The 22,375-nt window shown below is 42.8% G+C and carries 27 protein-coding genes, 1 riboswitch and 1 other annotated feature; of the genes, 22 read left to right on the top strand and 5 right to left on the bottom strand.

The window, feature by feature from the left end; all coding sequences use genetic code 11:
- Positions 1 to 7: 7 nt before the first annotated feature.
- From GPA07_RS13340 to GPA07_RS13305, 8 genes are all read left to right on the top strand, one after another.
- A complete protein-coding gene (locus GPA07_RS13340) occupies positions 8 to 943 on the top strand; it encodes an ABC transporter permease (protein WP_008359382.1) in 936 nt (311 codons plus the stop codon).
- Positions 940 to 1,902 carry an ABC transporter permease gene (locus GPA07_RS13335; RefSeq protein ID WP_157292699.1) on the top strand — a complete coding sequence of 321 codons (963 nt, stop codon included), beginning with the start codon at positions 940 to 942 and terminating at the stop codon, positions 1,900 to 1,902. Before GPA07_RS13340 ends, GPA07_RS13335 begins: the two co-directional genes overlap by 4 nt.
- A 7-nt stretch (positions 1,903 to 1,909) precedes the next feature.
- On the top strand, positions 1,910 to 2,920 hold the full coding sequence (locus GPA07_RS13330; protein WP_157292697.1) for an ABC transporter ATP-binding protein: 1,011 nt from the start codon (positions 1,910 to 1,912) through the stop codon (positions 2,918 to 2,920).
- A complete protein-coding gene (locus GPA07_RS13325; protein ID WP_157292695.1) occupies positions 2,920 to 4,539 on the top strand; it encodes a peptide ABC transporter substrate-binding protein in 1,620 nt (539 codons plus the stop codon). The genes GPA07_RS13330 and GPA07_RS13325 overlap by 1 nt, the downstream gene beginning before the upstream one ends.
- A gap of 107 nt (positions 4,540 to 4,646) precedes the next feature.
- Entirely contained in the window at positions 4,647 to 5,588 is a 942-nt protein-coding gene (locus GPA07_RS13320) for a S66 peptidase family protein (RefSeq protein WP_008359391.1), read from the top strand.
- Positions 5,585 to 6,664, top strand: a complete 1,080-nt coding sequence (locus GPA07_RS13315) for a dipeptide epimerase (RefSeq protein WP_008359393.1) — start codon at positions 5,585 to 5,587, stop codon at positions 6,662 to 6,664. Before GPA07_RS13320 ends, GPA07_RS13315 begins: the two co-directional genes overlap by 4 nt.
- Positions 6,664 to 7,581 carry a C40 family peptidase gene (locus GPA07_RS13310; RefSeq protein ID WP_157292694.1) on the top strand — a complete coding sequence of 306 codons (918 nt, stop codon included), beginning with the start codon at positions 6,664 to 6,666 and terminating at the stop codon, positions 7,579 to 7,581. Before GPA07_RS13315 ends, GPA07_RS13310 begins: the two co-directional genes overlap by 1 nt.
- Positions 7,571 to 8,536, top strand: coding sequence for an ABC transporter ATP-binding protein (locus tag GPA07_RS13305; RefSeq protein ID WP_008359397.1), 966 nt, complete (start codon positions 7,571 to 7,573; stop codon positions 8,534 to 8,536). Before GPA07_RS13310 ends, GPA07_RS13305 begins: the two co-directional genes overlap by 11 nt.
- A 56-nt stretch (positions 8,537 to 8,592) precedes the next feature.
- On the opposite strand, the gene GPA07_RS13300 is transcribed toward GPA07_RS13305, so the two are convergent.
- A complete protein-coding gene (locus tag GPA07_RS13300) occupies positions 8,593 to 9,453 on the bottom strand; it encodes a dimethylarginine dimethylaminohydrolase family protein (protein ID WP_157292692.1) in 861 nt (286 codons plus the stop codon).
- A gap of 179 nt (positions 9,454 to 9,632) precedes the next feature.
- Here GPA07_RS13300 and GPA07_RS13295 point away from each other — a divergent pair, with 179 nt between their 5' ends.
- From GPA07_RS13295 to GPA07_RS13275, 5 genes are all read left to right on the top strand, one after another.
- Positions 9,633 to 10,154 carry an acyl-CoA thioesterase gene (locus GPA07_RS13295; RefSeq protein WP_008359401.1) on the top strand — a complete coding sequence of 174 codons (522 nt, stop codon included), beginning with the start codon at positions 9,633 to 9,635 and terminating at the stop codon, positions 10,152 to 10,154.
- 114 nt (positions 10,155 to 10,268) lie between these two features.
- The gene (locus GPA07_RS13290; RefSeq protein ID WP_157292690.1) at positions 10,269 to 10,595 is read left to right on the top strand and encodes a PadR family transcriptional regulator; all 327 of its coding nucleotides are present in this window, start codon (positions 10,269 to 10,271) and stop codon (positions 10,593 to 10,595) included.
- Positions 10,596 to 10,599: 4 nt separating this feature from the next.
- On the top strand, positions 10,600 to 11,352 hold the full coding sequence (locus GPA07_RS13285) for an HAAS domain-containing protein (RefSeq protein WP_157292688.1): 753 nt from the start codon (positions 10,600 to 10,602) through the stop codon (positions 11,350 to 11,352).
- A 111-nt stretch (positions 11,353 to 11,463) separates the two neighbouring features.
- A complete protein-coding gene (locus tag GPA07_RS13280) occupies positions 11,464 to 11,955 on the top strand; it encodes a small multi-drug export protein (protein ID WP_157292686.1) in 492 nt (163 codons plus the stop codon).
- Positions 11,956 to 11,970: 15 nt separating this feature from the next.
- The gene (locus GPA07_RS13275; protein ID WP_157292685.1) at positions 11,971 to 12,516 is read left to right on the top strand and encodes a GNAT family N-acetyltransferase; all 546 of its coding nucleotides are present in this window, start codon (positions 11,971 to 11,973) and stop codon (positions 12,514 to 12,516) included.
- Between the two features lie 18 nt (positions 12,517 to 12,534).
- Here the strand turns inward: GPA07_RS13275 and GPA07_RS13270 are convergent, their stop codons facing one another.
- Positions 12,535 to 13,578 (bottom strand): bifunctional transcriptional activator/DNA repair enzyme AdaA, encoded by a 1,044-nt coding sequence (locus GPA07_RS13270; RefSeq protein ID WP_157292683.1) that lies wholly within the window; start codon positions 13,576 to 13,578, stop codon positions 12,535 to 12,537.
- Between the two features lie 329 nt (positions 13,579 to 13,907).
- Positions 13,908 to 14,016, top strand: a riboswitch (guanidine-I (ykkC/yxkD leader).
- Between the two features lie 66 nt (positions 14,017 to 14,082).
- On the opposite strand from GPA07_RS13270, the gene GPA07_RS13265 reads away from it, so the two are divergent.
- Together GPA07_RS13265 and GPA07_RS13260 are read left to right on the top strand one after the other, a co-directional pair.
- A complete protein-coding gene (locus tag GPA07_RS13265) occupies positions 14,083 to 14,412 on the top strand; it encodes a DMT family transporter (RefSeq protein WP_008359416.1) in 330 nt (109 codons plus the stop codon).
- Entirely contained in the window at positions 14,409 to 14,723 is a 315-nt protein-coding gene (locus GPA07_RS13260; RefSeq protein WP_008359418.1) for a DMT family transporter, read from the top strand. Before GPA07_RS13265 ends, GPA07_RS13260 begins: the two co-directional genes overlap by 4 nt.
- Before the next feature lie 33 nt (positions 14,724 to 14,756).
- On the opposite strand, the gene GPA07_RS13255 is transcribed toward GPA07_RS13260, so the two are convergent.
- Positions 14,757 to 14,942 carry a hypothetical protein gene (locus GPA07_RS13255; protein ID WP_008359421.1) on the bottom strand — a complete coding sequence of 62 codons (186 nt, stop codon included), beginning with the start codon at positions 14,940 to 14,942 and terminating at the stop codon, positions 14,757 to 14,759.
- A gap of 162 nt (positions 14,943 to 15,104) precedes the next feature.
- Between GPA07_RS13255 and purU the strand changes: the two genes are divergently transcribed.
- The 6 genes from purU (at position 15,105) to GPA07_RS13225 (ending at position 20,682) form a co-directional block, all read left to right on the top strand.
- On the top strand, positions 15,105 to 16,007 hold the full coding sequence (gene purU, locus GPA07_RS13250; protein WP_157292681.1) for a formyltetrahydrofolate deformylase: 903 nt from the start codon (positions 15,105 to 15,107) through the stop codon (positions 16,005 to 16,007).
- Between the two features lie 43 nt (positions 16,008 to 16,050).
- Positions 16,051 to 16,269, top strand: a binding site (T-box leader).
- A 55-nt stretch (positions 16,270 to 16,324) separates the two neighbouring features.
- Positions 16,325 to 17,422: a glutamate 5-kinase gene (gene proB / locus GPA07_RS13245; protein WP_071169173.1), complete on the top strand. Its 1,098-nt coding sequence runs from the start codon at positions 16,325 to 16,327 to the stop codon at positions 17,420 to 17,422.
- Between the two features lie 12 nt (positions 17,423 to 17,434).
- The gene (locus GPA07_RS13240; RefSeq protein ID WP_157292679.1) at positions 17,435 to 18,682 is read left to right on the top strand and encodes a glutamate-5-semialdehyde dehydrogenase; all 1,248 of its coding nucleotides are present in this window, start codon (positions 17,435 to 17,437) and stop codon (positions 18,680 to 18,682) included.
- Positions 18,683 to 18,807: 125 nt separating this feature from the next.
- Complete coding sequence (locus tag GPA07_RS13235; RefSeq protein ID WP_157292677.1) at positions 18,808 to 19,944, top strand: Rap family tetratricopeptide repeat protein; 1,137 nt, start codon at positions 18,808 to 18,810, stop codon at positions 19,942 to 19,944.
- On the top strand, positions 19,934 to 20,068 hold the full coding sequence (locus GPA07_RS13230; protein WP_157292676.1) for a phosphatase: 135 nt from the start codon (positions 19,934 to 19,936) through the stop codon (positions 20,066 to 20,068). The genes GPA07_RS13235 and GPA07_RS13230 overlap by 11 nt, the downstream gene beginning before the upstream one ends.
- Positions 20,069 to 20,253: 185 nt before the next feature.
- Positions 20,254 to 20,682 (top strand): organic hydroperoxide resistance protein, encoded by a 429-nt coding sequence (locus GPA07_RS13225; protein ID WP_008359435.1) that lies wholly within the window; start codon positions 20,254 to 20,256, stop codon positions 20,680 to 20,682.
- 32 nt (positions 20,683 to 20,714) lie between these two features.
- On the opposite strand, the gene GPA07_RS13220 is transcribed toward GPA07_RS13225, so the two are convergent.
- On the bottom strand, positions 20,715 to 21,161 hold the full coding sequence (locus GPA07_RS13220) for a MarR family winged helix-turn-helix transcriptional regulator (protein ID WP_008359437.1): 447 nt from the start codon (positions 21,159 to 21,161) through the stop codon (positions 20,715 to 20,717).
- 160 nt (positions 21,162 to 21,321) lie between these two features.
- On the opposite strand from GPA07_RS13220, the gene GPA07_RS13215 reads away from it, so the two are divergent.
- Positions 21,322 to 21,741 carry an organic hydroperoxide resistance protein OhrB gene (locus GPA07_RS13215; protein WP_008359439.1) on the top strand — a complete coding sequence of 140 codons (420 nt, stop codon included), beginning with the start codon at positions 21,322 to 21,324 and terminating at the stop codon, positions 21,739 to 21,741.
- Between the two features lie 83 nt (positions 21,742 to 21,824).
- On the opposite strand, the gene GPA07_RS13210 is transcribed toward GPA07_RS13215, so the two are convergent.
- Positions 21,825 to 22,295, bottom strand: coding sequence for a guanine deaminase (locus tag GPA07_RS13210; RefSeq protein WP_157292674.1), 471 nt, complete (start codon positions 22,293 to 22,295; stop codon positions 21,825 to 21,827).
- Positions 22,296 to 22,375: the final 80 nt, after the last annotated feature.

Here is a 22,375-nt window from a genome sequence, read left to right as displayed (position 1 = left end):
ACAGCAGATGGCCAGCTTTTTGCTCAAGCGTTTTATTGCGATGATTGCCACGATTTTAACCATTACCACTTTAACGTTTATTTTGATGAAGGTCATCCCGGGATCGCCCTTCAATGAAGAACGGAATACAAATGAAACCGTTCAGCGAAACCTCGAAAGCTACTATCACTTAGACGAACCACTTTATGTTCAATATGTCATTTATTTAAAATCCATCGTTACTTTTGATTTTGGTCCTTCCATTAAAAAGCCTTCTGAAAGTGTCAATGATTTATTGGCGAGAGGTTTTCCAGTCTCTTTAGAGCTTGGTCTGATCTCAATTTTGATTGCTGTTATCTCCGGCATCCTGCTAGGGGTTATGGCTGCCCTCCGGCATAATGGCTTGATTGATTATATCGCCATGACCATTGCTGTTTTCGGTATATCCATACCAAACTTTATCTTTGCTACCTTATTAATTCAGCAGCTTGCTGTGAATGTAAAGCTCTTTCCTACAGCGATGTGGACAAGCCCAATGCACATGGTCCTTCCGACAATCGCACTGGCTGTAGGGCCAATGGCCATTATTGCCAGGTTAACAAGATCGAGCATGATTGAAGTGCTGACGCAGGATTACATTCGCACCGCAAAAGCGAAAGGACTTTCTCCTTTTAAAATTGTGTTTAAACATGCCCTTCGAAATGCACTTTTACCCGTTGTCACAATCCTTGGGACACTTGTTGCAAGTATTTTAACAGGAAGTTTTGTTATTGAGAAAATATTTGCGATCCCTGGAATGGGTAAATACTTTGTCGAGAGTATTAACAACCGTGATTATCCTGTGATTATGGGAACCACTGTCTTTTACAGCATCATCTTAATTACACTTCTTTTCATTGTAGATGTGACGTATCGTCTGCTTGATCCAAGAATTCAGCTGCATCAGAAAGGAGGAAAGGCATGAGCATACACCTTCAGCATGATCAAACGAATCAAGCACATGAAGTGCCGGATGAGTGGTTTTCTCCGAGAGAACAGAGGAAGAACGAAGCCCATGCCATTAAAAGACCTTCATTATCGTATTGGGCAGACGCATGGAGACGTTTGAAGCAAAATAAGCTGGCCATGTTTAGTTTGTCGATGTTGATTTTTCTGTTTGTCATGGCGGTGTTAGGTCCACTGCTTGCACCAAATAGTGTGACAGAACAGCGCCTTTCCATGCAAAACATGCCGCCGTCGGCTGCTCACTGGTTTGGAACAGATGAGCTTGGACGGGATGTGTTTACGCGTACATGGTACGGGGCCCGCATTTCGTTATTTGTAGGCGTAATGGCAGCTCTCATTGATTTTGCGATCGGTGTCATTTATGGCGGTATTGCTGGCTATAAGGGCGGGAGATATGACCATGTCATGATGCGAATCGTCGAGGTGCTCTACGGTCTGCCCTATTTACTCGTTGTGATTTTATTGATGGTGCTTATGGGTCCAGGGCTCGTCACCATTATTGTAGCGCTCACCGTCACAGGCTGGATTGGGATGGCGAGAATTGTGAGAGGTCAGGTGCTCCAGCTGAAAAGCCAAGAATATGTCCTTGCCTCGAAAACCTTTGGTGCAAAAAGCCTGCGCATCATCCGCAGGAACTTACTGCCAAATACGATGGGGCCGATTATTGTCCAGATGACTTTGACTGTGCCGACAGCCATCTTTGCAGAAGCCTTCTTAAGTTTTCTCGGTTTAGGCATTCAAGCGCCATTTGCAAGCTGGGGTGTGATGGCCAATGACGCCTTGCCGACAGTGCTGTCGGATAATGGTCACTGGTGGCGTTTATTCTTTCCAGCATTTTTTATTTCACTGACGATGTTTTGTTTTAACAATTTAGGTGATGGCTTGCAAGATGCGCTTGATCCAAAGATGAAGAGGTGATGGCGCTTTGAAAAAGATTCTTCAGATTATCGATCTGCATGTCAGCTTTCGGACATATGGCGGTTCGGTTCAAGCGGTACGCGGAGTAAATGTGGATGTGTATGAAAAAGAAACGCTTGCCATTGTCGGAGAATCGGGCTGCGGGAAAAGTGTGACATCACAAAGTATCATGCGGCTTTTACCTGCATACAGCGCTCAAGTCGATCAGGGGGAAATTTGGTTTCGTGACCGAAACTTGCTGTCATTATCTGAAAAAGACATGCGCGCCATCCGTGGTGTCGATATCTCCATGATTTTTCAAGACCCAATGACGGCACTTAACCCGACGCTGACAATTGGAGATCAGCTGATGGAGGCCGCGAAAGTGCATCAGAAGCTGACAAAAAAAGAAGTGAAAGAAGCGGCTCTTCGTATGCTTGATTTGGTTGGTATTCCGCAGCCGAAAGAAAGGCTGAAGCAATATCCGCATCAGTTCAGCGGAGGAATGAGACAGCGGCTCATGATTGCCATGGCACTGATTTGTGAGCCAAAGGTGCTGATCGCAGATGAACCGACGACCGCGCTGGATGTGACCATACAGGCACAAATTTTAGAACTGTTTAAAGAGATTCAGAGGAAAACAGGGGTTACCATTATCTTAATCACACACGATTTAGGGGTTGTAGCCCAAGTTGCCGACCGGGTAGCAGTCATGTACGGAGGGAAAATGGTTGAAACCGGAACAAGGCAAGATATTTTTTACAGTCCGCAGCATCCTTATACAAAAGGACTCCTGCAATCCGTTCCAAGACTTGATATGAAAGATGAACTGATTCCGATTGAAGGAAGCCCGCCTGATTTATTTGCACCGCCAAAGGGCTGTCCGTATACCGATCGCTGCCCGGCTGCCATGAAAGTGTGCGATCATATCATGCCGCACGAAACGCAGCGGTCACCTACTCATACAGTGCATTGCTGGCTCCAGGATGAGCGAGCGAACCAAGCGATGTTATCTTCAACACAAAGGGGGAGTTTTTGATGAGAAAAAAAGGGTGGATCATTAGTGTTTGTTTGTTCATCATCATGCTGCTCGCAGGATGTACAGCCAATGAGCAAGCAGGTAAAGGATCATCAACCAACAAGAATGAAAAGAAAGTATTAACCTTAAATAACGAAAACGAACCGACGTCATTTGACCCGCCGATTGGTTTTAATAATGTATCGTGGCAAGGATTGAACAACTTAATGGAAGGGTTAACAAGACTGAATGAAAAGCACGAACCGTCTCCTGCAATGGCGGAAAAATGGGAGATTTCAGAGGATGGAAAAACGTACACGTTCCATTTAAGGGACGGAATTAAGTGGTCGAATGGTGACCCAGTCAAAGCGAGTGACTTTGAATATGCATGGAAGCGGCTGTTAGATCCGAAAACAGGATCTTCTGCGTCATTCTTAGCTTATATGATTGAAGGAGGCGAGGCATTTAACAGCGGAAAAGGGAAGAAAGAAGACGTAAAAGTCAGTGCTGTAAATGACAAAACGCTAGAAGTCACACTAGCGTACCCGCAGAAATCCTTCTTACATTTGACGGCAAACCCTGCCTTTTTCCCGGTGAATGAGAAGGTAGTTGAAAAGGACCCAAACTGGGCAAAGGATGCCAAAACCTTTGTTGGTAATGGGCCGTTTAAGCTGACAGAGTGGAAGCATGACGAAAGCTTTACAATGGAAAAAAGTGAAACGTATTGGGACAAACAAACGGTCAAGCTGGATCAAGTGAAGTGGCTCATGATCAGTGACCGAAACACAGATTATCAAATGTATCAATCAGGAGATTTAGACACTGCTTTTGTACCAGCAGAACAAAGTGAAGACCTTCTAAAAAGCAAAGAAGTACAAATTGAAGATCAGGCGGGACTGTTCTTTTATCGTCTGAATGTCAACATGGAGCCTTTTCAAAATAAGAACATTCGTAAAGCCTTTCAAATGGCTGTCAACCCGCAAGATATTGTGGATTATGTGACAAAAAACGAAGAGAAGCCAGCACGCGCTTTCGTTTCCCCGGGTATTTTAGATTCAAAGGGTGAAGATTTCAGAGAAGCTGGCGGCGATCTTGTCAAAAATGATCCGAGTGAAGCCGCAAAACTATTGCAAAAAGGCTTGAAAGAAGAGAACTATTCAAAGCTTCCGCCCGTCACATTAACCTATAGTACAAAGCCTGAAAACAAGAAAAAAGCAGAAGCCATTCAGCAGCAATTAAAAGAAGCACTCGGTGTCGATGTGAAGCTAGCGAACATGGAGGCGAATGTGTTTGCAGAGGATCAAAAGGCGCTTAAATTCCAATTCTCGCAAAGTTCGTTTCTAGCAGACTATGCAGATCCGATCAATTTCCTAGAGAGCTTCCAAACTGGGAATGCCATGAACCGGACAGGCTGGTCAAACGATACGTATGATCAACTAATGAAAAAAGCGGGCCAAGAAGCAGATGAACAAAAGAGAAATAGCATTTTGCATAAAGCAGAGGCACTTCTGATTGAAGAAGCACCGATCATTCCAATTCATTTTTATAACCAAGTCTATTTACAAAAAGAAGGCGTGAAGGGCATTGTCCGTCATCCTGTTGGTTATATTGACTTGAAATGGGCGCAAGTAGATGAATAAAATGAAATGCAGGGACGCTTTGAAAAAAGCGTCTGTTCCTTTATTCGTTCATGTTATGAAGAAGATACCCATAGATTGAAAGAAACAAAGAGAAAGAGGGGATTGGCATGAACCAGCTGCCAGTGGCACTTCAAACAGGGGATACGGTGGGAATTATTGCACCAGCAAGCCCGCCTGATGAGCGGAAATTAGCAAGAGGGATTTCCTTTTTAGAAAGCCTTGGGCTGAAGGTGAAGAAAGGGAAGTATATCGACTGCCGGTATGGTTATTTAGCAGGTCATGATCATGAACGAGTGGAAGATATTCATCACATGTTTCAAGATCCAGAAGTAAAGGCCATTATTTGTGCTTGCGGAGGATACGGGACTGGAAGAATTGCAGAAGCCATCGATTATGACTTGATTCGCCGGAACCCAAAAATCTTTTGGGGATATAGCGATATTACGTTTTTACATACAGCCATCCATCAGCAGACAGGGCTTGTGACCTTTCATGGTCCTATGCTCTCCTCTGATGTGGGGCTTGAGGAGGTTCATCCATATACGAAGGATACTTTTTTACAGCTATTCACACCAAAAACCTTTACGTATGCGAACCATCTATCACCTCTTCGGACCTTCTATCCCGGCACTGTTTCAGGCGAAATCACAGGAGGGAATCTTGCCCTGATCGTGACAACACTGGGTACACCCTTTGAGATCGATACGAAGGGGAAGCTTTTGCTCATTGAAGATATTGACGAAGAACCATATAAAATTGATCGCATGATGCAGCACCTAGCATCTGCAGGAAAATTGGATGATGCAGCTGGATTCATCATTGGGGATTTTCATCAATGTGAGCCGAAAAAGAAAGAACAGTCCTTAACGCTCGAGCAGTTATGGGAGACGTACATTGTGCCGCAAAAGAAACCTGCACTTGGCGGCTTTCGGATTGGCCATTCATCTCCAAACCTCGCCATTCCAATCGGTGTGCGGGCGTCATTAGATGCTACAGGAAAGAAACTGCATATTTCCCCGGGCGTTGCAGCGAAAGAGGCGATCAAATGAAAATCGTAGATGTTCGTACATGCAGAACGAGTGTACCGCTAAAGAAGCCTTTCAAAACCGCTTTAAGAACGGTGTATGACGCAGCATCTCTCATCGTGATCATTACCTATGATCAAGGTGACATCAGCTACGGTGAGGCAGTACCAACATCAGTGATTACAGGGGAAACGCTCGAAAGCATTGATTATGCGATCTGTGAAGTAATCAGGCCCATATTGCTCGGGGCTTCCTTGTCCCAATATGAACAGATTTTTTCAGCGATGAACCGCATGCTTGTAGGAAACACAAGTGCAAAGGCTGCCATTGATATGGCGATTTATGATGGCTTAGCAAAGCAGGCAGGGCTTCCGCTTTATCAATACCTTGGCGGTTACCGCAATCAGCTTGAAACGGATTATACGGTCAGTGTCAACCGGCCGCTAGAAATGGCAGAGGATGCGAAGCAGTACGTAGCGGAAGGCTTTCATACGTTAAAAATCAAAGTGGGAAAAGATGACATAGACACGGATATTCAGCGGATCAAGCGGATTCGAGAGAAAGTCGGGCCTGATATTCAAATCAGGCTTGATGCCAACCAAGGCTGGACGTGGAAGGAAGCAATTGTGGCCATTCGAAAAATGGAGGCGCTGAATATTGAACTAGTTGAGCAGCCAGTGCCAAAGGAAGACATCGAAGGCTTGCGGCGTGTGACGGAAGCAACAAATACGCTCATTATGGCAGATGAAAGCATTTTCGGTTTCCATGAGGCCATCAAGGTGTTAGAAACGAGAAGCTGTGATCTGATTAACTTAAAATTAATGAAATCAGGCGGTATAAAAGAAGCGCTGAAAATCAATAGTTTAGCAGAAGCGTACGGCGTAAAATGCATGGTTGGCAGTATGATAGAGTCAAAACTAGGGATTACCGCGGCGGCTCATCTTGCCGCAAGCCAGCCGAATGTGACACGCTACGATTTTGATGCGCCGCTTATGCTAAAAGAGGATTTCATCGACGGAGGAATCATATATCAAGGAAAGGATATGCTCTTTCCGCCGCATCATGGGTTAGGCATTCAAGGGGTGAAAGGAGTGTCGTGATGATATATGAATCAAAGGTGCCGGTTGCGAATGTATGGACAGCGCCGCAGTCGCCAAGAGAAATGGATCAAAAGGTTCTTCAGAGTACCATCCAGATAAAAGAGTGGATTGACCAGCAAACATATGAAGAGAAATTAGCCTTATGTGAAGAAAACCTTGTTCAAACCCAAGTACTGCTTGGCGAAAGAGTCATTGGACTGGAGGAGACAGATGGCTGGGTGAAAGTCGTCATCCCGCAGCAGGCAAGCCGTAAACATCCGCAAGGCTACCCTGGCTATATTCCTGTAGAGCAATTAACGCAAGTAACTGACAGTGAACCACCTGACCGAACCTTAATTGTTTGTCAGAAAAAAGCGGTTTTATATCAAAACGGAATACCAGATATGGAGGTTAGTTTTTTAACAGAACTAGCACCTGTTGAAGAAACGGACGATTATGTTCATGTTCTCACCCCATTAGGAAGACGAGAAATCAACAAAGAGGATGTGCGTTCGATTTCAGTCTCTTCCTTCATAACTGGCAAGGATGTCGTGGACATAGGAAAGCAATTTATTGGACTTTCATATTTATGGGGCGGCATGAGCAGCTTTGGCTATGACTGTTCAGGCTTTGCTTACAGTATGTACAAAGCGTGTGGATATCTGCTACCAAGAGACGCAAGTGATCAAGCGGTGAGAGGAACCCCGGTCACAGCAGCCGATTTAGAACCAGGTGATCTCATATTTTTTGCTAATCACAATGGAAAGGGAGCAGTTCGTCATGTCGGGATATATGCTGGAGACGGCCTGATGCTCCACTCGCCTAAAACTGGCAGAGCCATTGAACTTCTTGCTTTATCTGGCTCTTCATATGAAAAGGAATGGGCAGGGGCAAGACGGTATTTGAAAGCGGAGAGGGGAAGATGGGATGGGAAGTGAACCACTTTTGCAAGTCAACAACTTAAAAAAGCATTTTCATCTGTCTAAGGGAAGAACGTTAAAAGCATTAGATGGTGTCACCTTTCAGCTGAAACAAGGCGAAACCTTTGGTCTTGTTGGCGAGTCAGGCTGCGGCAAATCCACGCTAGGGAAAGTGCTCATGCGGCTTTATGACCCGACAGAAGGTGAAGCCTTGTATGATGGGAAAAGTCTTCACCACTTGTCTAAAAGAGAATCATTTGAATTCAATAGACAAATTCAAATGGTGTTTCAAGATCCGTATTCTTCCTTAAACCCAAGGCTCTCTGTAAAAGATATTATGCTGGAGCCGATGGAGATCCATGACCTGTATGGCAGTCAAAAGAAAAGAATGGCCCGCGTAAAAGAGCTGCTGGAAGCGGTGGGGCTAAGCTACGACTTCGCCACCCGCTATCCCCATGAATTTAGCGGAGGACAGAGGCAGAGAATAGGGATTGCAAGAGCACTTGCCTTAGCGCCAAAGTTTATTGTAGCGGACGAGCCGATTTCTGCACTTGATGTATCCGTTCAAGCACAGGTCGTGAATTTGCTGAAAAAGCTGCAAAAAGAAGAAGGATTGACGTTTTTATTCATTGCGCATGATTTGTCGATGGTTAAATATATCAGCGATCGAATTGGTGTGATGTATTTAGGACATCTCGTGGAAATGACCAGCAGTGATGCTTTATATCAAACGCCGCTTCATCCATATACACAAGCTCTGCTGTCGGCTATCCCGATTCCAGATCCTGATGTGGAAGACAAGCGCAAAAGATTTATTTTAAAAGGAGAAATTCCAAGTCCAGTGAATCCGCCAAGCGGTTGCGTGTTTCGGACAAGATGTCCTGCTGCGATGGATGTGTGTGCAGAAAAAAAACCAACATTACAAGCAGCGGAAGAAGGGCATGAAGTCGCCTGTCATCTATATACAAGGTGAAATAGGAAAAAAGCCAGCAAGTAGACAAGCTGTTCTACAAGCTGGCTTCATTATATTTATGAACGCCGAATCGGCAGTGTGCAGCATCTAAAGGAGCCGCCAGATTTAATGATTTCTGAAAAATCCACTTCAATGACAGTGTACCCGTGAGCGGTCAATGCAGCATTGGTTTCTTGATTGATCGGTAAGCTGATCACTTTTTTCTGCCCAATGGATAAAACATTTGGTCCAAGTGTGAACTGCTCTTGTTCAATGATTTCAATCAGATCATATTGGGTTTTGAGCATGTGAAGATCCTTTTCCGTAAAGGCTTCAGGACAGATCACTATCTCATGAGGAGAAAGAATGTTCATCACACAATCGAGATGCAAAATATGAGGAGGAAGATGAATAGGTATGATATCGTGTTCAGGTAATTCCTTTTTTAGCTGCTGGATGGCGGCTGGATTTGTTCTTTTGCTAATTCCAACAAATACGCGGGTTTGGTCTACAAGCACATCGCCGCCTTCAATGGTTCCATCTGTCAGGGTGACGGTTGTCCAACCTTTTGCCTGAGCCCATTCTTTTAACGATTGTTCCTCCCCTTGTCGAACCTGAGCTGCCATCTTTGAAACAAATAACGTCTGTCCAATCGTAAACCCAATATCCCGAGTGAAGACTTGCTCAGGGAAGCGGTCATTTGCAGGGAGCAGGATAGGCCGTACATGATGGTCTTTTAGCGTTTGAATCAATTGTTTATGCTGCGCGATGGCTTTGATTTGAGAAATATTTTCTCTCGCAAAATGCTTTTGGGTTTCATTGATGATTTGTTTGATTTCCATATAGAAAGGACTGCACAAGAGGACTTCTTGTAAATCATCGTATTCACTCATACATTGCGGCGTTTTGTACACTTTCTCTGATTTCATAGAATCCATCAAAGGGCCTCCTTGTTTATCGATAGTTATATTATTCCTCCTTCTAGTAAATGTTGAAACATTTCCGAAAGAAAATCTCTCAAATGAGACTAAAGCAAAAAGTTTAGACAAACCTAATAGAATAGTGTTTAATAAAAGTCGTTCCGCATCACCGAAAACAGCAAGAAGGAGCTATGACGATGAGAGAAGAAAATTTCAAATACTGCAAGGAATCGAAAGTTGTGAAAACCAGCAGGGTATTCCCTCTCGATACGAATAACCACCAAACCTTATTTGGCGGGAAATTAATGAGTTATATAGATGACATTGCCTCCATCTCGGCAGCAAGACACAGCCGCAGTGAAACAGTCACAGCCTCGATGGATTCGGTTGATTTTTTAGAGCCGATTGGACAAAAAGAGTCAGTATGCTTAGAATCCTATGTCACATGGGTCGGTACATCTTCTATGGAAGTATTCGTCAAAGTGATCAAAGAAAACTTGATGTCCGGAGAGCGCAGACTTGCAGCGACTTCATTTCTTACATTTGTCTCATTAGATGAAAACGGGAAACCAAAACGAGTTCCGCAGGTCATGCCGGAAACAGAGGAAGAAATCATGCTGCATCAAACAGCGAAGCAGCGGGCAGAGGAAAGAAAAAGCCGCCGAAAGCATAGTAAAGCTTTGGCTGACGCACTTGGGACAGATAAACCTTGGGCGTAAAAATCACCCTTTCAGTGGTGATTTTTTTCTATAACAGTATCTTGCATGGCAAGTTAGTGTATGGTAGGATGAGGCTATCTTGCATAGCAAGGTACTGGAATCGGAGGAACGCTGATGACACAATCAACGCAAATGTTAAAAGGCATTTTAGAAGGCTGCTTGCTGTCGATTATTTCTGAAGGTGACATTTATGGGTATGAAATGACGAAGAAGCTTGCGCACTATGGATTTGATCAAATTAGTGAAGGAAGTATTTATCCGATCTTGCTGCGCATGCAAAAAGAACAGCTGGTAAGCACCGTCACAAAAGCATCAACAAGCGGACCGAAAAGAAAATACTATATGCTCACTCAAGCGGGAGAACAAGCGCTGACCGATTTTATCGCACGCTGGAATGAGCTGTCAGAAAGTGTAGAGCGCTTATTACATAAAGGGAAGTGAGAATATGGTAACAAAAGAAACGAGACACATCTTACTAGAGCTGAAACTCTATCTGATATCAAAGGGGAAAAATCAGGACGAGATCGACGAAGTGATGGATGAATTAACGACACACGCTGTCGAAGCTGAGAAAGATGGGAAAACAGGGGAAGAGGTGTTTGGCAAAGATCCGCGGGGCTTTGCTGATGAACTGGCAAAAGAGCTGACTGGGCATCATAAAGACTGGGTTCCATTTGTGAGTGCCTTTTTGATTGGATCGCTCTTTTACATGATCTTATCAGACGCAATCAGTCAAAGCTTATCGTATTCTTGGTATGCACTGATTGGTTATCTGCTCATTTTAGTGGCCAATCTCATCATGACGATTGTGATGTTTAGAGCATCTGCATTTCAAACAAGCCGCCGGGCATTTTTCTATTTTTGGATTTTAGGAATCTGTCAGCTGACGGCCATGATCACAGTGAAATTATTGGACCAAAAGCTCGGTACGCCATTACTTGTGCTTACCTCAAGTCAAAGATGGGGCGTCATCCTTCTGTTGTTGCTTTGTATCGTCGTATTTAATGCCATCTTAAAGGCACATGTTGTTTCGCTGATTCCGGTAATTTTCTTCGGACCGCAGCTTATATTCGAATGGATTGGGTGGACGTCGCCTATGATGCTTCTTTTCACAAGTCTGCTATCCATTGTGTTGATAGTTTTGCTTACAATCGCTGCTTTACGAAAAACAAACAAAAAACAGGAGAATACGTTGTAAACAGAGTACATCTCATGAGGTGTGCTCTTCTTTTTTCTAAAAAAATGTAGTAATGGAAACATGATTTTCATTACAATGAGAAGAGGACAAAAATGAAAAGGGGTTCTGTTTTTGGATATGGTATGGGGGTATGTACTCGTTTTTGTATTGGCTGCTTTGCCTTTTTTTGAAGTGGTTGGTGTCGTTCCACTGGCGATTTTAAGTGGACTGCATCCTGTGACATCAGCGGTGATTGGATTCATCGGCAACTTTCTAACTGTTTTGCTTCTCATTGTCTTCGTGGACCGGATTAAAGCATGGCGCTTGAAGAAAAAAGAGGCAAAGCATGATGAAAAAGGGGAGAAAAAGCAAGAAAGGGCCAGAAAAATTTGGGAACGATATGGCCTTCCTGGATTAGCACTTGTCGGTCCTTTTATCATTGGCAGTCATTTAGCCGCCTTTATGTGTATGAGCTTTGGTACGAAAAGAAAACAAGTAGCCGTATGGATGACGGTCAGTTTAATGATGTGGACAGCATTAGCAGCTAGTTTAACGGGTGCGGGCTTCCATTACTTTGCTCCAGATTCAAATGGATTGTTCGGAGATCTTTTTAGAAGTAAGTGAGGGGGAGGAGAATAAATGAAAGATCAAACGCGGATCGTGTTCGAAACAGAGCGCCTTAGACTTAGAACGATGGATGAACACGATGCGCCATTTTTATATGACATGCTGTTTCAAGATGAAGAAGTCATGAAGTATTACCCTTCTTTAAAGGATGAAAAGCAGACAAAAGAGTGGATTGCCTGGAATCAAAGGAATGACCGCACGTATCATACCTCGCTGTGGATCATTGAAGAGAAAGAAACGAAGGAACCACTCGGACAAAGCGGAATTGTTCTGCAAAACATCGAAGGACAAACCGAACTTGAAATTGGCTATATGCTAAAGAGAGCGGCGTGGGGAAAAGGATATGCAGCTGAGGCTGCTAAAGGCTGTCTGACATATGGTTTTGAAGACATGAAGGTGAGACGAATGGTCAGCTTGATTCGTCCTGAAAATGAAGCGTCAGTGAAGGTCGCTTTAAAAATGGGGATGAAAAAAGAAAAAACCATTTTAAAATGGGATCAAATGATGGATGTATACAGCATCAACCGTAACGGAGAAAACGGCTCGCATGAACAATAAGGAGAGCCGTTTTTTCTTTTATACACGCTGTTCTAGCTGGAGTAAATATTTCTTTCGTTCGACGCCCCCGCCGTATCCGCCAAGCTCGCCACTTGTTTGAATCACACGGTGGCATGGAATGATGATCGCCAGTTGATTGGCTCCATTTGCATTGCCAACCGCCCGAACCAAATGCGGGTCGCCAAGCATCGTGGCAAGCTCCCTATACGATCTCGTTTCGCCTGCTGGAATGCGTGAGAGCAGGTCCCACACCTTCATTTGAAAAGGGGTGCCATGTAAGGAAAGTGGCACAGTAAATTGCGTCAGTTTCTTTTCAAAATATAAATCCAATTCTTGAGCTAATTGCTGATGAACGTTTGTTTCTCCAACTAAAATGCGGGCATGATGTTTTTTTCTAATTGTTTCAATCTCTCTTTCTAATCCTCGCCTGTCCATAAATTCAAGTAAATATACATGCGCTGCATCTGTTATGCTGATCATTCGCCCAATCGGGGTGGAAATAAAATTAGCATGGAGAATGTTGACCTGCGCTTTTTTAGGTGGATTCCCCATAATTTTTGTAAAAGCATCATTGAAGGCACTGGAAGATTCATAGCCAAAAGAGACTTGCTGATCAATCACTTTTTTTCCGTTCAGAATTTCTTTAAAGGCTAGTCCCATACGTCGTGATCTAGCATATTGAACAAAGGTCATTCCATAGATTTCTTTAAATTTTCTTCGCGCTGTGGCAGAGTGAATCCCTAATTGGCGAAAATCTTCTTCTTTCCATCGTTTCTCAGGACTGCTTTCAACTGCTGACACGAGTGTTTTGACTTCTTCTGGAATGCTGTTAGGGTATGTTAAAGGCGTGCAGCGCTTGCAAGGCCGGTATCCTGCTAGTAGCGCCTCTTCTGCTGTTAAGAAAAACTCACAGTTTTCATATTTTGGTTTTCTGGCCGTGCATGTTGCGTGGCAGAAGATGCCGGTTGTTTTAATGCCAGCAAAAAATGTGCCATCATATTGCGGGTTCTTTTCAACAAGTGCTTGATAAAATTCATGTTTTTGTTCGTCTGTCATCATCATATGATCCACCTCTTGTTTTCCTATTTTTGCTGATACAGAACGGATCAGCTACTCGTTCGTAAAATGGACCTTGTTTCATTATATCAGCATATCAGCCATGTGCTAAAAGCAGTGTTTGAAATGAATGCGTCAGCTGATGATTTGAAGCTCGCTAGTCCGTTTCAACATTTCTCCTTCTATCATTTAGTATACTTTGGTTCAACACACTTTCTTTCGAAAAATGAACAAGTATATTTGAAAGGGGATGTAAACCGGTAGACCGGCATACCGGGGTGTGATACAATTTCCATACATACAGAATCTGCATGACGGCAGGTCTGTTTCATAATGAATTGGTTTTCTAGGGTTCCGTGCGGCATCGCAGTCTGGACCGAGAGAAAACACATAGGGTCTTTACAATAGACCATATGGACACGGAGGGATAAAAGCCCGGGAGATTTGATCAAATGATCGATTTCCGGGCTTTTTTTATTGCTTGGAATCGGTTAGAAAGGAAGAGATCGGATGAAATGGGGAAATGTATTCATTGCGGCTATATTTGAAGTCGGCTGGGTGATGGGGCTGAAATATGCGGACTCCGTACTGGAATGGATCGCAACCATCGTTTGTATTATTGTGAGCTTTTATTTACTCATGAAAGCCACGAATGTACTGCCAGTTGGCACACTTTATGCCGTTTTCACCGGACTTGGGACAGCAGGTACCGTCATCTTAGGCATGGTACTTGGTGAGCCGGTGCAGCTTGTCAAATTGCTGCTTATCATGGTGCTTTTGTGCGGTGTATTAGGATTAAAGCTGACAACTGGTGAACAGAAAGGAGAGGGTGAATCGTGAGCTGGCTTTTACTCATTGGGGCAGGTATTTTAGAAATGCTTTGTGTCACCATGATGAATCAATTCCAGAAAGACCGGCATCTAAAGTGGATTTTATTCATTGCAGCTGGCTTTTCGCTATCCTTTCTGATGCTGTCACTTGCAATGAACACAATTCCGATGGGAACGGCGTATGCCGTTTGGACAGGAATTGGAGCAGCTGGAGGGGCCATTGTTGGCATGCTGTTTTATGGAGAGTCAAAAGAGGCGAAACGTATTTTCTTTATTGCGCTGATTCTATCTGCGGCAGTCGGGTTAAAAATCATTGAATAAAACAAGGCTGGCACGTGTTTGCCAGCCTTGTTGTTACATCGAATGATGGTTGGAATCGTTTTCATTTTTTCGGTAAAGCTGACTCACAAGCAGAAAACATACACCAAATGTGAGCAAAGGAATAAGTCTTTCACCGGCTATAAAAAGATAAATACCCAAGATCAGGAATACGATGCCGAGCCAAAAGCTCACTTTACCAAACAAAGTCATGCTTTTCATCTTCATCACTCCTTTTGTGATAAAAGGTCTACTCACATTATATCACGCCTGATGCAGAATTGAATGAATATTCAATGAAAAATACGACTCTCAATTGCTTTTTCACTTTCCAGTCCAGTATAATATTTCATTAGAATGAAAACGTAAAAGAGGTCATGAGACATGAGAACATTGATTACAGAGAAACTTGAATTACACAGACAAAAGCATGAGCAAAAAGGAAGATTGCTTGTCAGCTGCCCGGATCAGCCTGGTATTGTGTCAGCTGTTTCATCCTTTTTATTTGAACACGGAGCAAACATCATTGAATCCAGTCAATACACAACAAATCATGAAAGCGGCCGGTTCTTTTTAAGAATAGAATTTGATTGGAAAGACATCTCGGCTAACATGAATCAGCTGAAAAGCAGTTTTGAGCCAATTGCTGAATCATTCCAAATGACGTGGAGCATGTCACGAGCGAGTGAGCTGAAAAAGCTGGCGATCTTTGTATCAAAGGAGCTTCACTGTTTACATGAGCTTTTGTGGGAATGGCAGAGCGGAAATTTAATGGCTGAAATAGCGGTTGTCATCAGTAATCATGAAACGGCAAAAGATACAGTAGGGGCACTAGGGATTCCATTCCATTTTGTGAAGGCGAATAAAGACATTCGCCAAGATGCAGAAAAGCAACAGCTCGCATTATTAGAAAAGTACGACATTGATGCGGTTGTGCTTGCTAGATACATGCAAATTTTAACGCCTGCATTTATTGAAAAGCATCCGAATAAAATTATTAATATCCATCATTCCTTCCTCCCGGCATTTATCGGTGCAAACCCATACAAACGGGCGTATGAGCGTGGTGTTAAACTAATCGGTGCTACCTCTCACTATGTCACAAATGATTTAGACGAAGGGCCGATCATTGAACAGGATATTGAGCGTGTTGATCATAGAGATGATGCAGAGGCATTAAAGAATATTGGCCGCACAATTGAACGCAGTGTGCTGGCACGTGCCGTCAAATGGCATCTAGAAGATCGAATCATTGTGCATGAGAATAAAACGATTGTGTTTAATTGACCGCTTGACTTTTCTGAAGCAATTGGTGATAATATAAAAAAATTAACGAGCGTTGAGAAGGAATAGTAAGCAGGAACTGCTGTGTAAAGAGAGCAAATGACATGCTGAAACATTTGCCGCAGACAGCTGCTGAACCTACCCTTTGAGCCTTAGAGGAAAAATCTAAGCGCATGCCTGGCGTTACAGGAGTTGAGTGGAATAAGCATACACACGCTTATTCAATGAAGGTGGTACCACGGAAAATCCCTTTTTCGTCCTTTGCATAAGGAGAAAAAGGGATTTTTTTGTGGTGAAAGGTATAGCGGAGGGAATCAATGATGAAAAAGCAAAGGATTGTCATAAAAATTGGCAGCAGTTCATTAACAGAGCAAAAGGGAGCCATTGATGAACAAAAAATGTGGGATCATGTGAAAGCCATTGCAAAGCTGAAAGAGGCAGGGCATGAAATCATTCTTATTTCATCAGGAGCCGTTGCAGCGGGATTTGGCAGTTTAGGGTATCCGTCAAGACCTGTGACCTTAAAAGGAAAACAAGCTGCTGCTGCCGTTGGTCAAAGTTTATTAATGCAGAAATATACAGAACTATTTTCGCAGTTTCATATCACGCCGGCACAAATGCTTTTAACGCGTAATGACTTTTCAGATCGTACAAGATATCGAAATGCTTACGCAACGATGATGGAACTGCTCGAAAGAAAAATGTTACCGATCATTAATGAAAATGACTCTGTGTCAATCGAGGAGCTTACCTTTGGTGATAATGACATGCTGTCAGCACTGGTCAGTGGCTTAATTCATGCAGACCAATTGATCATTTTAACAGATATCAACGGAATTTATGATGCCAATCCAAGTGAAAATCCTGATGCGAAGCGGTTTGATGTGCTGACACACATTTCAGATGAATTGTTCTCCTATGCGAAAAGTACGGGTTCAAAGGTTGGAACAGGCGGGATGAAATCAAAGCTTTCTGCTGCACAAACCGCTCTTTCACTTGGCGTCAAAGTCTTCATTGGCACGGGGACAGGGGAAGACAAGCTTCTTCACATTCTCGCCGGTCAAGGGGACGGAACGTATATCGGTGAACAAGACTTATCATCGGTCAATAACCGCCGCCAATGGATTCAATTCCACTCACCAGTCTCTGGGAAGATTATGATTGACGCAGGAGCAGAGGCGGCCATTTTGCATAATGGAAAAAGCCTTCTTCCAGCAGGTGTGATTGATGTTGCCGGTCATTTTTCTAAAGGAGAGGTTGTCGAAGTCGTCGGTCCGAACGGGTTAGTTGGTAAGGGACAAACATTGTACGCATCTGATGAGCTTCTTGACATTAAAGGGATGCGTAGTGATGAGCTTTCTCATGAGAGACCTGAGGTTATTCACCGAGATCACTGGGTACAGCATGTACAAAACTGAGGAGGGAATACGATGAATGAAGTTCTTGAAAAAGCAAAAAAGGCAAGTGCAGCCAAAGATCAACTGCTATTAAAAACGACTGAACAAAAGAATGCGGCTTTAGACGCTATTGCAAAAGCATTAAAAGCATCGTCAGCTTTCTTAATTGAGGAGAACGAAAAGGATGTTCAGGCAGCTGTAGACAAGCAGTTTACTCCATCTGTTATTGACAGAATTACATTAACAGAAGAGAGGATTGAAGCGATTGCAGACGCTACGTTTCAACTGATTGAGCTCAAAGATCCAATTGGGGAAACATTAGAAACCATTCAAAAAGAAAACGGACTTTTGATCGAAAAGGTACGAGTGCCTCTTGGAACGGTTGGTATAATTTACGAAGCAAGACCAAACGTGACAGTAGATGCTGCGACCCTTTGCTTAAAAACGGGAAATGCTGTCATCCTAAGAGGAAGTTCATCGGCGATTCATAGTAATAAAGCGATTGTGAAGGTCATCCATGAAGCGCTTCATACGACGGATATTCCTGTAGACAGTGTACAACTGATTGAAGATACAGGCCGTGAAACGGCTAAAACTCTGTTCACTTTAAATGACTACCTAGATGTCCTGATTCCACGCGGCGGGAAACATTTAATTGATCTTGTTGTGAGAGAGTCTACTGTTCCAGTGCTTGAGACGGGTGCAGGGAATTGTCATATTTTCATTGATGAGACAGCTCAAAAAGAGATGGCTGAACAGATTGTTCTGAATGCGAAAACACAAAGACCATCTGTTTGTAATGCCATTGAGAGCATTGTGATTCATGAAACATGGGCAAAAAAACACGGCGCTTCGTTATTTGAAGCACTTCAAACGAACGGGGTAGAGATACGAGGCGATGAAACTGTATGTGCGATTGCTCCTAGCGCAACTCCAGCGACGACAGCTGACTTTGAAACGGAATTTTTAGCGCCAATTGTCAGTGTTAAAATCGTAGAGAACATAGATGAGGCAATCCAGCACATTCAAACATACAGCTCTAAGCATTCTGAAGCGATCATTACGGAAAATGATCAGCATGCGTCACTTTTCTTAACCGCCGTCGACGCTGCCGCTGTGTATCATAATGCGTCAACCCGATTTACAGACGGTTTTGAATTTGGTTACGGAGCGGAAATAGGCATTAGTACACAAAAATTGCATGCGAGAGGACCAATGGGTCTGCCGGCCTTAACCTCTGAAAAGTTTGTCATTCGTGGTCAAGGACAAATAAGAGAATAACCCATCTAAAAGAGAGTCTTGTCACACGAGACTCTCTTTTTCCTTTCATTTTTTGTATTTCTTCGGTCAAGTATGATAAAATATGGTAATGTTTTATATTATGAGAAGATTGGAGAAGGCAACGTATGGCGAAAATCATTCCCTCTTCGGATATTGGAGTGAAAATCAACAAGTGGTATGAATTAATCCGCAGATTTGATTCAGAACAAGCAGAACAGTTAAAGCAGGAAATTCGCACCTCTCTTGACTCAATGGAAGAAGATCAGAATTTGCTTCTCTATTTTTCTTTAATGGAATTCAGGCATGAGGTCATGCTCGATTATGTGAAGCCATTAAAGGAAGGAAAGCTTCGCGCCAACTTTTCCGAGCTTTCGAAAGAAATAGATGAGCACCAAACGCATGTCACAGGCATGCTGGAATACTACTATCATTTCTTCAGAGGCATGTATGAGTTTGACCGGAGAGAGTACATTGCGGCCATATCGTCATATCAAAAGGCAGAGCACAAGCTTTCTTTTGTATCCGACGATATTGAACGTGCAGAATTTCATTTTAAAATGTCAGAAATATATTATCACATGAAACAAACACACATTTCGATGCACCATGCCAAACTAGCGCTGGATGTCTATATTCAGCACGAACTATATGCGCTTCGCACCATTCAGTGTGAATTTATTGTAGCCGGTAATTATGATGATATGAGAAGGCATGAAAAGGCATTACCACATCTAGAAAGAGCACTTGCGAGATCAAGAGACTTTCAGAATGTGCGTTTTATTGCTTCTTCTTTGTTTAATATGGGCAACAGCTATTACAGAATGGGAGATTTGAACCGCGCACTCGACTTAATGAAAGAATCCATCTTATTATTTGATCAAAACCAACCCGATCATCTTCGTCGATCGATAGACCCTCTTTATACAGCCGCTCAGATATTATACAAACAAGGTAAACACGATGAAGCATTATACTACAGAGAAGAATGTATGAAGCGAGCAGAAGCTCTGCAGGATGATATTCATATTCAAAAGACCATATTTCTTGAAGCATTGTACTTAAGACAAGACGCCGACCATATTAAACGTATTTTCCATTTTTTAGAGTCTTCTTATGCATATCCTGATATAGAGGAGTTGGCATTAGACACCGCGAAGTATTATAATGAAATGGAGGATTATGAAAAATCTTCCATGTTCTATAGAGAAGCGGAACATGCTCGAATCTATATTCAGAGAGGGGATTGTTTATATGAGTTTTAAAAAATGGGCAGTCGTCTGTACAAGCATCACGATCATGGCATTATGGGTGGCATCAGCTAATACCGACCCAGATAACAGAAACCATACGCTAGAAAAACCGAATCCGCAGCATATCACGATCTAAAAGCAGCCCTTTTCATAGGGCTTTTTTTATTGCCTTGACTGATCTTACATCACCATGCGCTGGACACTCATAAAAATAAAAAATGGAGGAAAGATGAAGATGAGTGTTTTTCATTGACTCTTGAATTTAGATTGTGTACAATTCAATTGTAGAAAATATTATTGAAGAGAAAGAGGGTTATATTCATGTCAGACGTTTTATTTACTGCAACGGTATCAGCTGTAGGGGGAAGAGAAGGAAAGGTTGTTTCAACAGATGGTGTACTAGAGCATGATGTGGCAATGCCAGGAACGCCAAGAGCAAAAAAACTTGAAAAAGCAACAAATCCAGAGCAATTATTTGCAGCAGGCTATTCTGCATGTTTTGATTCAGCCCTTCAAATGGTAGCAAGACAAGAGCGTGTCCGTTTTGAAAGTGAAGTAACGGCACATGTGAGCTTAGTCAAAGATAGTGCAGATGGCGGTTTCAAACTAGGCGTCAAATTAGAAGTCAAAGGAACAGGAATCGAGCAATCAGCACTAGATGAACTGGTTCATAAAGCACACGGCGTATGCCCGTATTCAAAAGCAACACAAGGAAACATCGAAGTAGAAGTAGTAGCTGTCGCACAATAATGGACATGATAAAAGGCTGAGGGAATATTCCCTCAGCCTTTTGGTTGTGTTAATTTTTGCAAAAGCTCATGCAAGGAGGCGCGCAGTGCTTTTAGCTCTTCTTCTGATCTGCCTGTCCCAGACAGCATACGAAATGGAATCGCAGTGGCCTTCTCTTTTAGCTGTTCTCCGTATTCAGTTAAACGAATGTGTACAGAACGCTCATCCTCCTTCGAACGTTCGCGGATGATCAAACCGTTTTGTTCCATCCGTTTAAGCATGGGCGTGAGTGTACCGGAGTCTAAATACAAAAGCTCTCCCATTGTTTTCACATTTAGTGTCTTGTGCTCCCATAATAAAAGCAGTGCCAAATATTGCGGGTAAGTGATGTTTAACTCTTCTAATAACGGTTTATACTGCTTTGTCATTTCTCTTGAACTTGCATATAACAAGAAACAAAGCTGATTTTCCAGCTTCATATGTTCGAATTCATTTGTCATGTCTGTCACCAACTATTTTTGTCATACTTATCATTGTATAAGATTTTCTTCCTTTTTAAAATAAATACAGACAAAAAATGAAAAATTCTTTCATGTGCGATAAATGTTTGAAGGATGGATAGAACGTGAAAGGTATAAGTAGAAAAAGGAGGAGATGAAGATGAAACCATTATTTACAGCTAAAGTAAAAGCGCAGCATGGAAGAGCTGGACATGTTCGTTCTGAAGATGGTGTGCTGGATCATCAGATTGTCATGCCAAACGCAAAAAAAGATGGAGAGACTGGTACGAATCCAGAGCAATTATTTGCAGCTGGCTATGCAGCCTGCTTTGGAGGAGCCCTTGAGCAAGTAGCCAAGAAGCAAGGGGTAGAGATTGAATCAGAAGTAGAGGGACATGTCAGTCTATTAAAAGATGAAAGTGATGGAGGCTTTAAACTTGGTGTGAAGCTGATTGTTTCCGCTAAAGGCCTGGACCATGACAAAGTGAAAGAGCTTGTCGAGGCTGCGCATGCATTCTGTCCATATTCAAAAGCAACAAGAGGGAACATCGAAGTAGAGCTTGAAGTAGCTGAGTCATAAAAAGAAGAAAAGGACTAAAATCAAGTTCATTTTAGTCCTTCGTCAACAGTCTTAGATACCTGCTGTACAGCAGGTGTCTTTTTTTAATATTCTTTCTTTTTGTCGTATGATTCCCACGCTTCAAATGGCGCAAGGGTTTTTTGAAGTGTCAGCTGATAAAATGGAATGTTTCTTGATTCGTATTCCTTGTTGATTTCTTCATAAATAAATGAGTCATCAAAACCAGAAGTTGCTGCATCCTGATGTCCAGCTGCAAAATATACTGCTTTTGGTCTAGCCCAGTAGATAGCGCCGAGGCACATCGGGCAAGGCTCACAGCTTGTATATAAAATACAATCTTCTAATTGGTATGTATGTAGAGTTTGGCATGCCTTTCGAATGGCTGTGACTTCTGCATGTGCGGTTGGATCATTACTTGTTGTGACATTGTTGCTTCCCTCTGCGATAATCTGACCATCCTTGACAATGACTGCTCCAAAAGGGCCGCCAGTACCGCTGTTGACTCCTTCTACTGCAAGATCAATTGCACGTTGTAAAAAAGCTTCGTGATTCATTGTCTTCCTCCCTTTGTTCGACTGACTTCTCTAGTATAAACGAATCATACTAGAAAAGAAATCATCCTAGTAGATGATCG

It is taken from the genome of Bacillus sp. ms-22 (assembly GCF_009759805.1).
Classification (GTDB): domain Bacteria; phylum Bacillota; class Bacilli; order Bacillales; family Bacillaceae; genus Bacillus; species Bacillus xiamenensis.
Note: the sequence above shows the minus strand (reverse complement) of the source record. Positions and strands in the feature narration are given on the sequence as shown.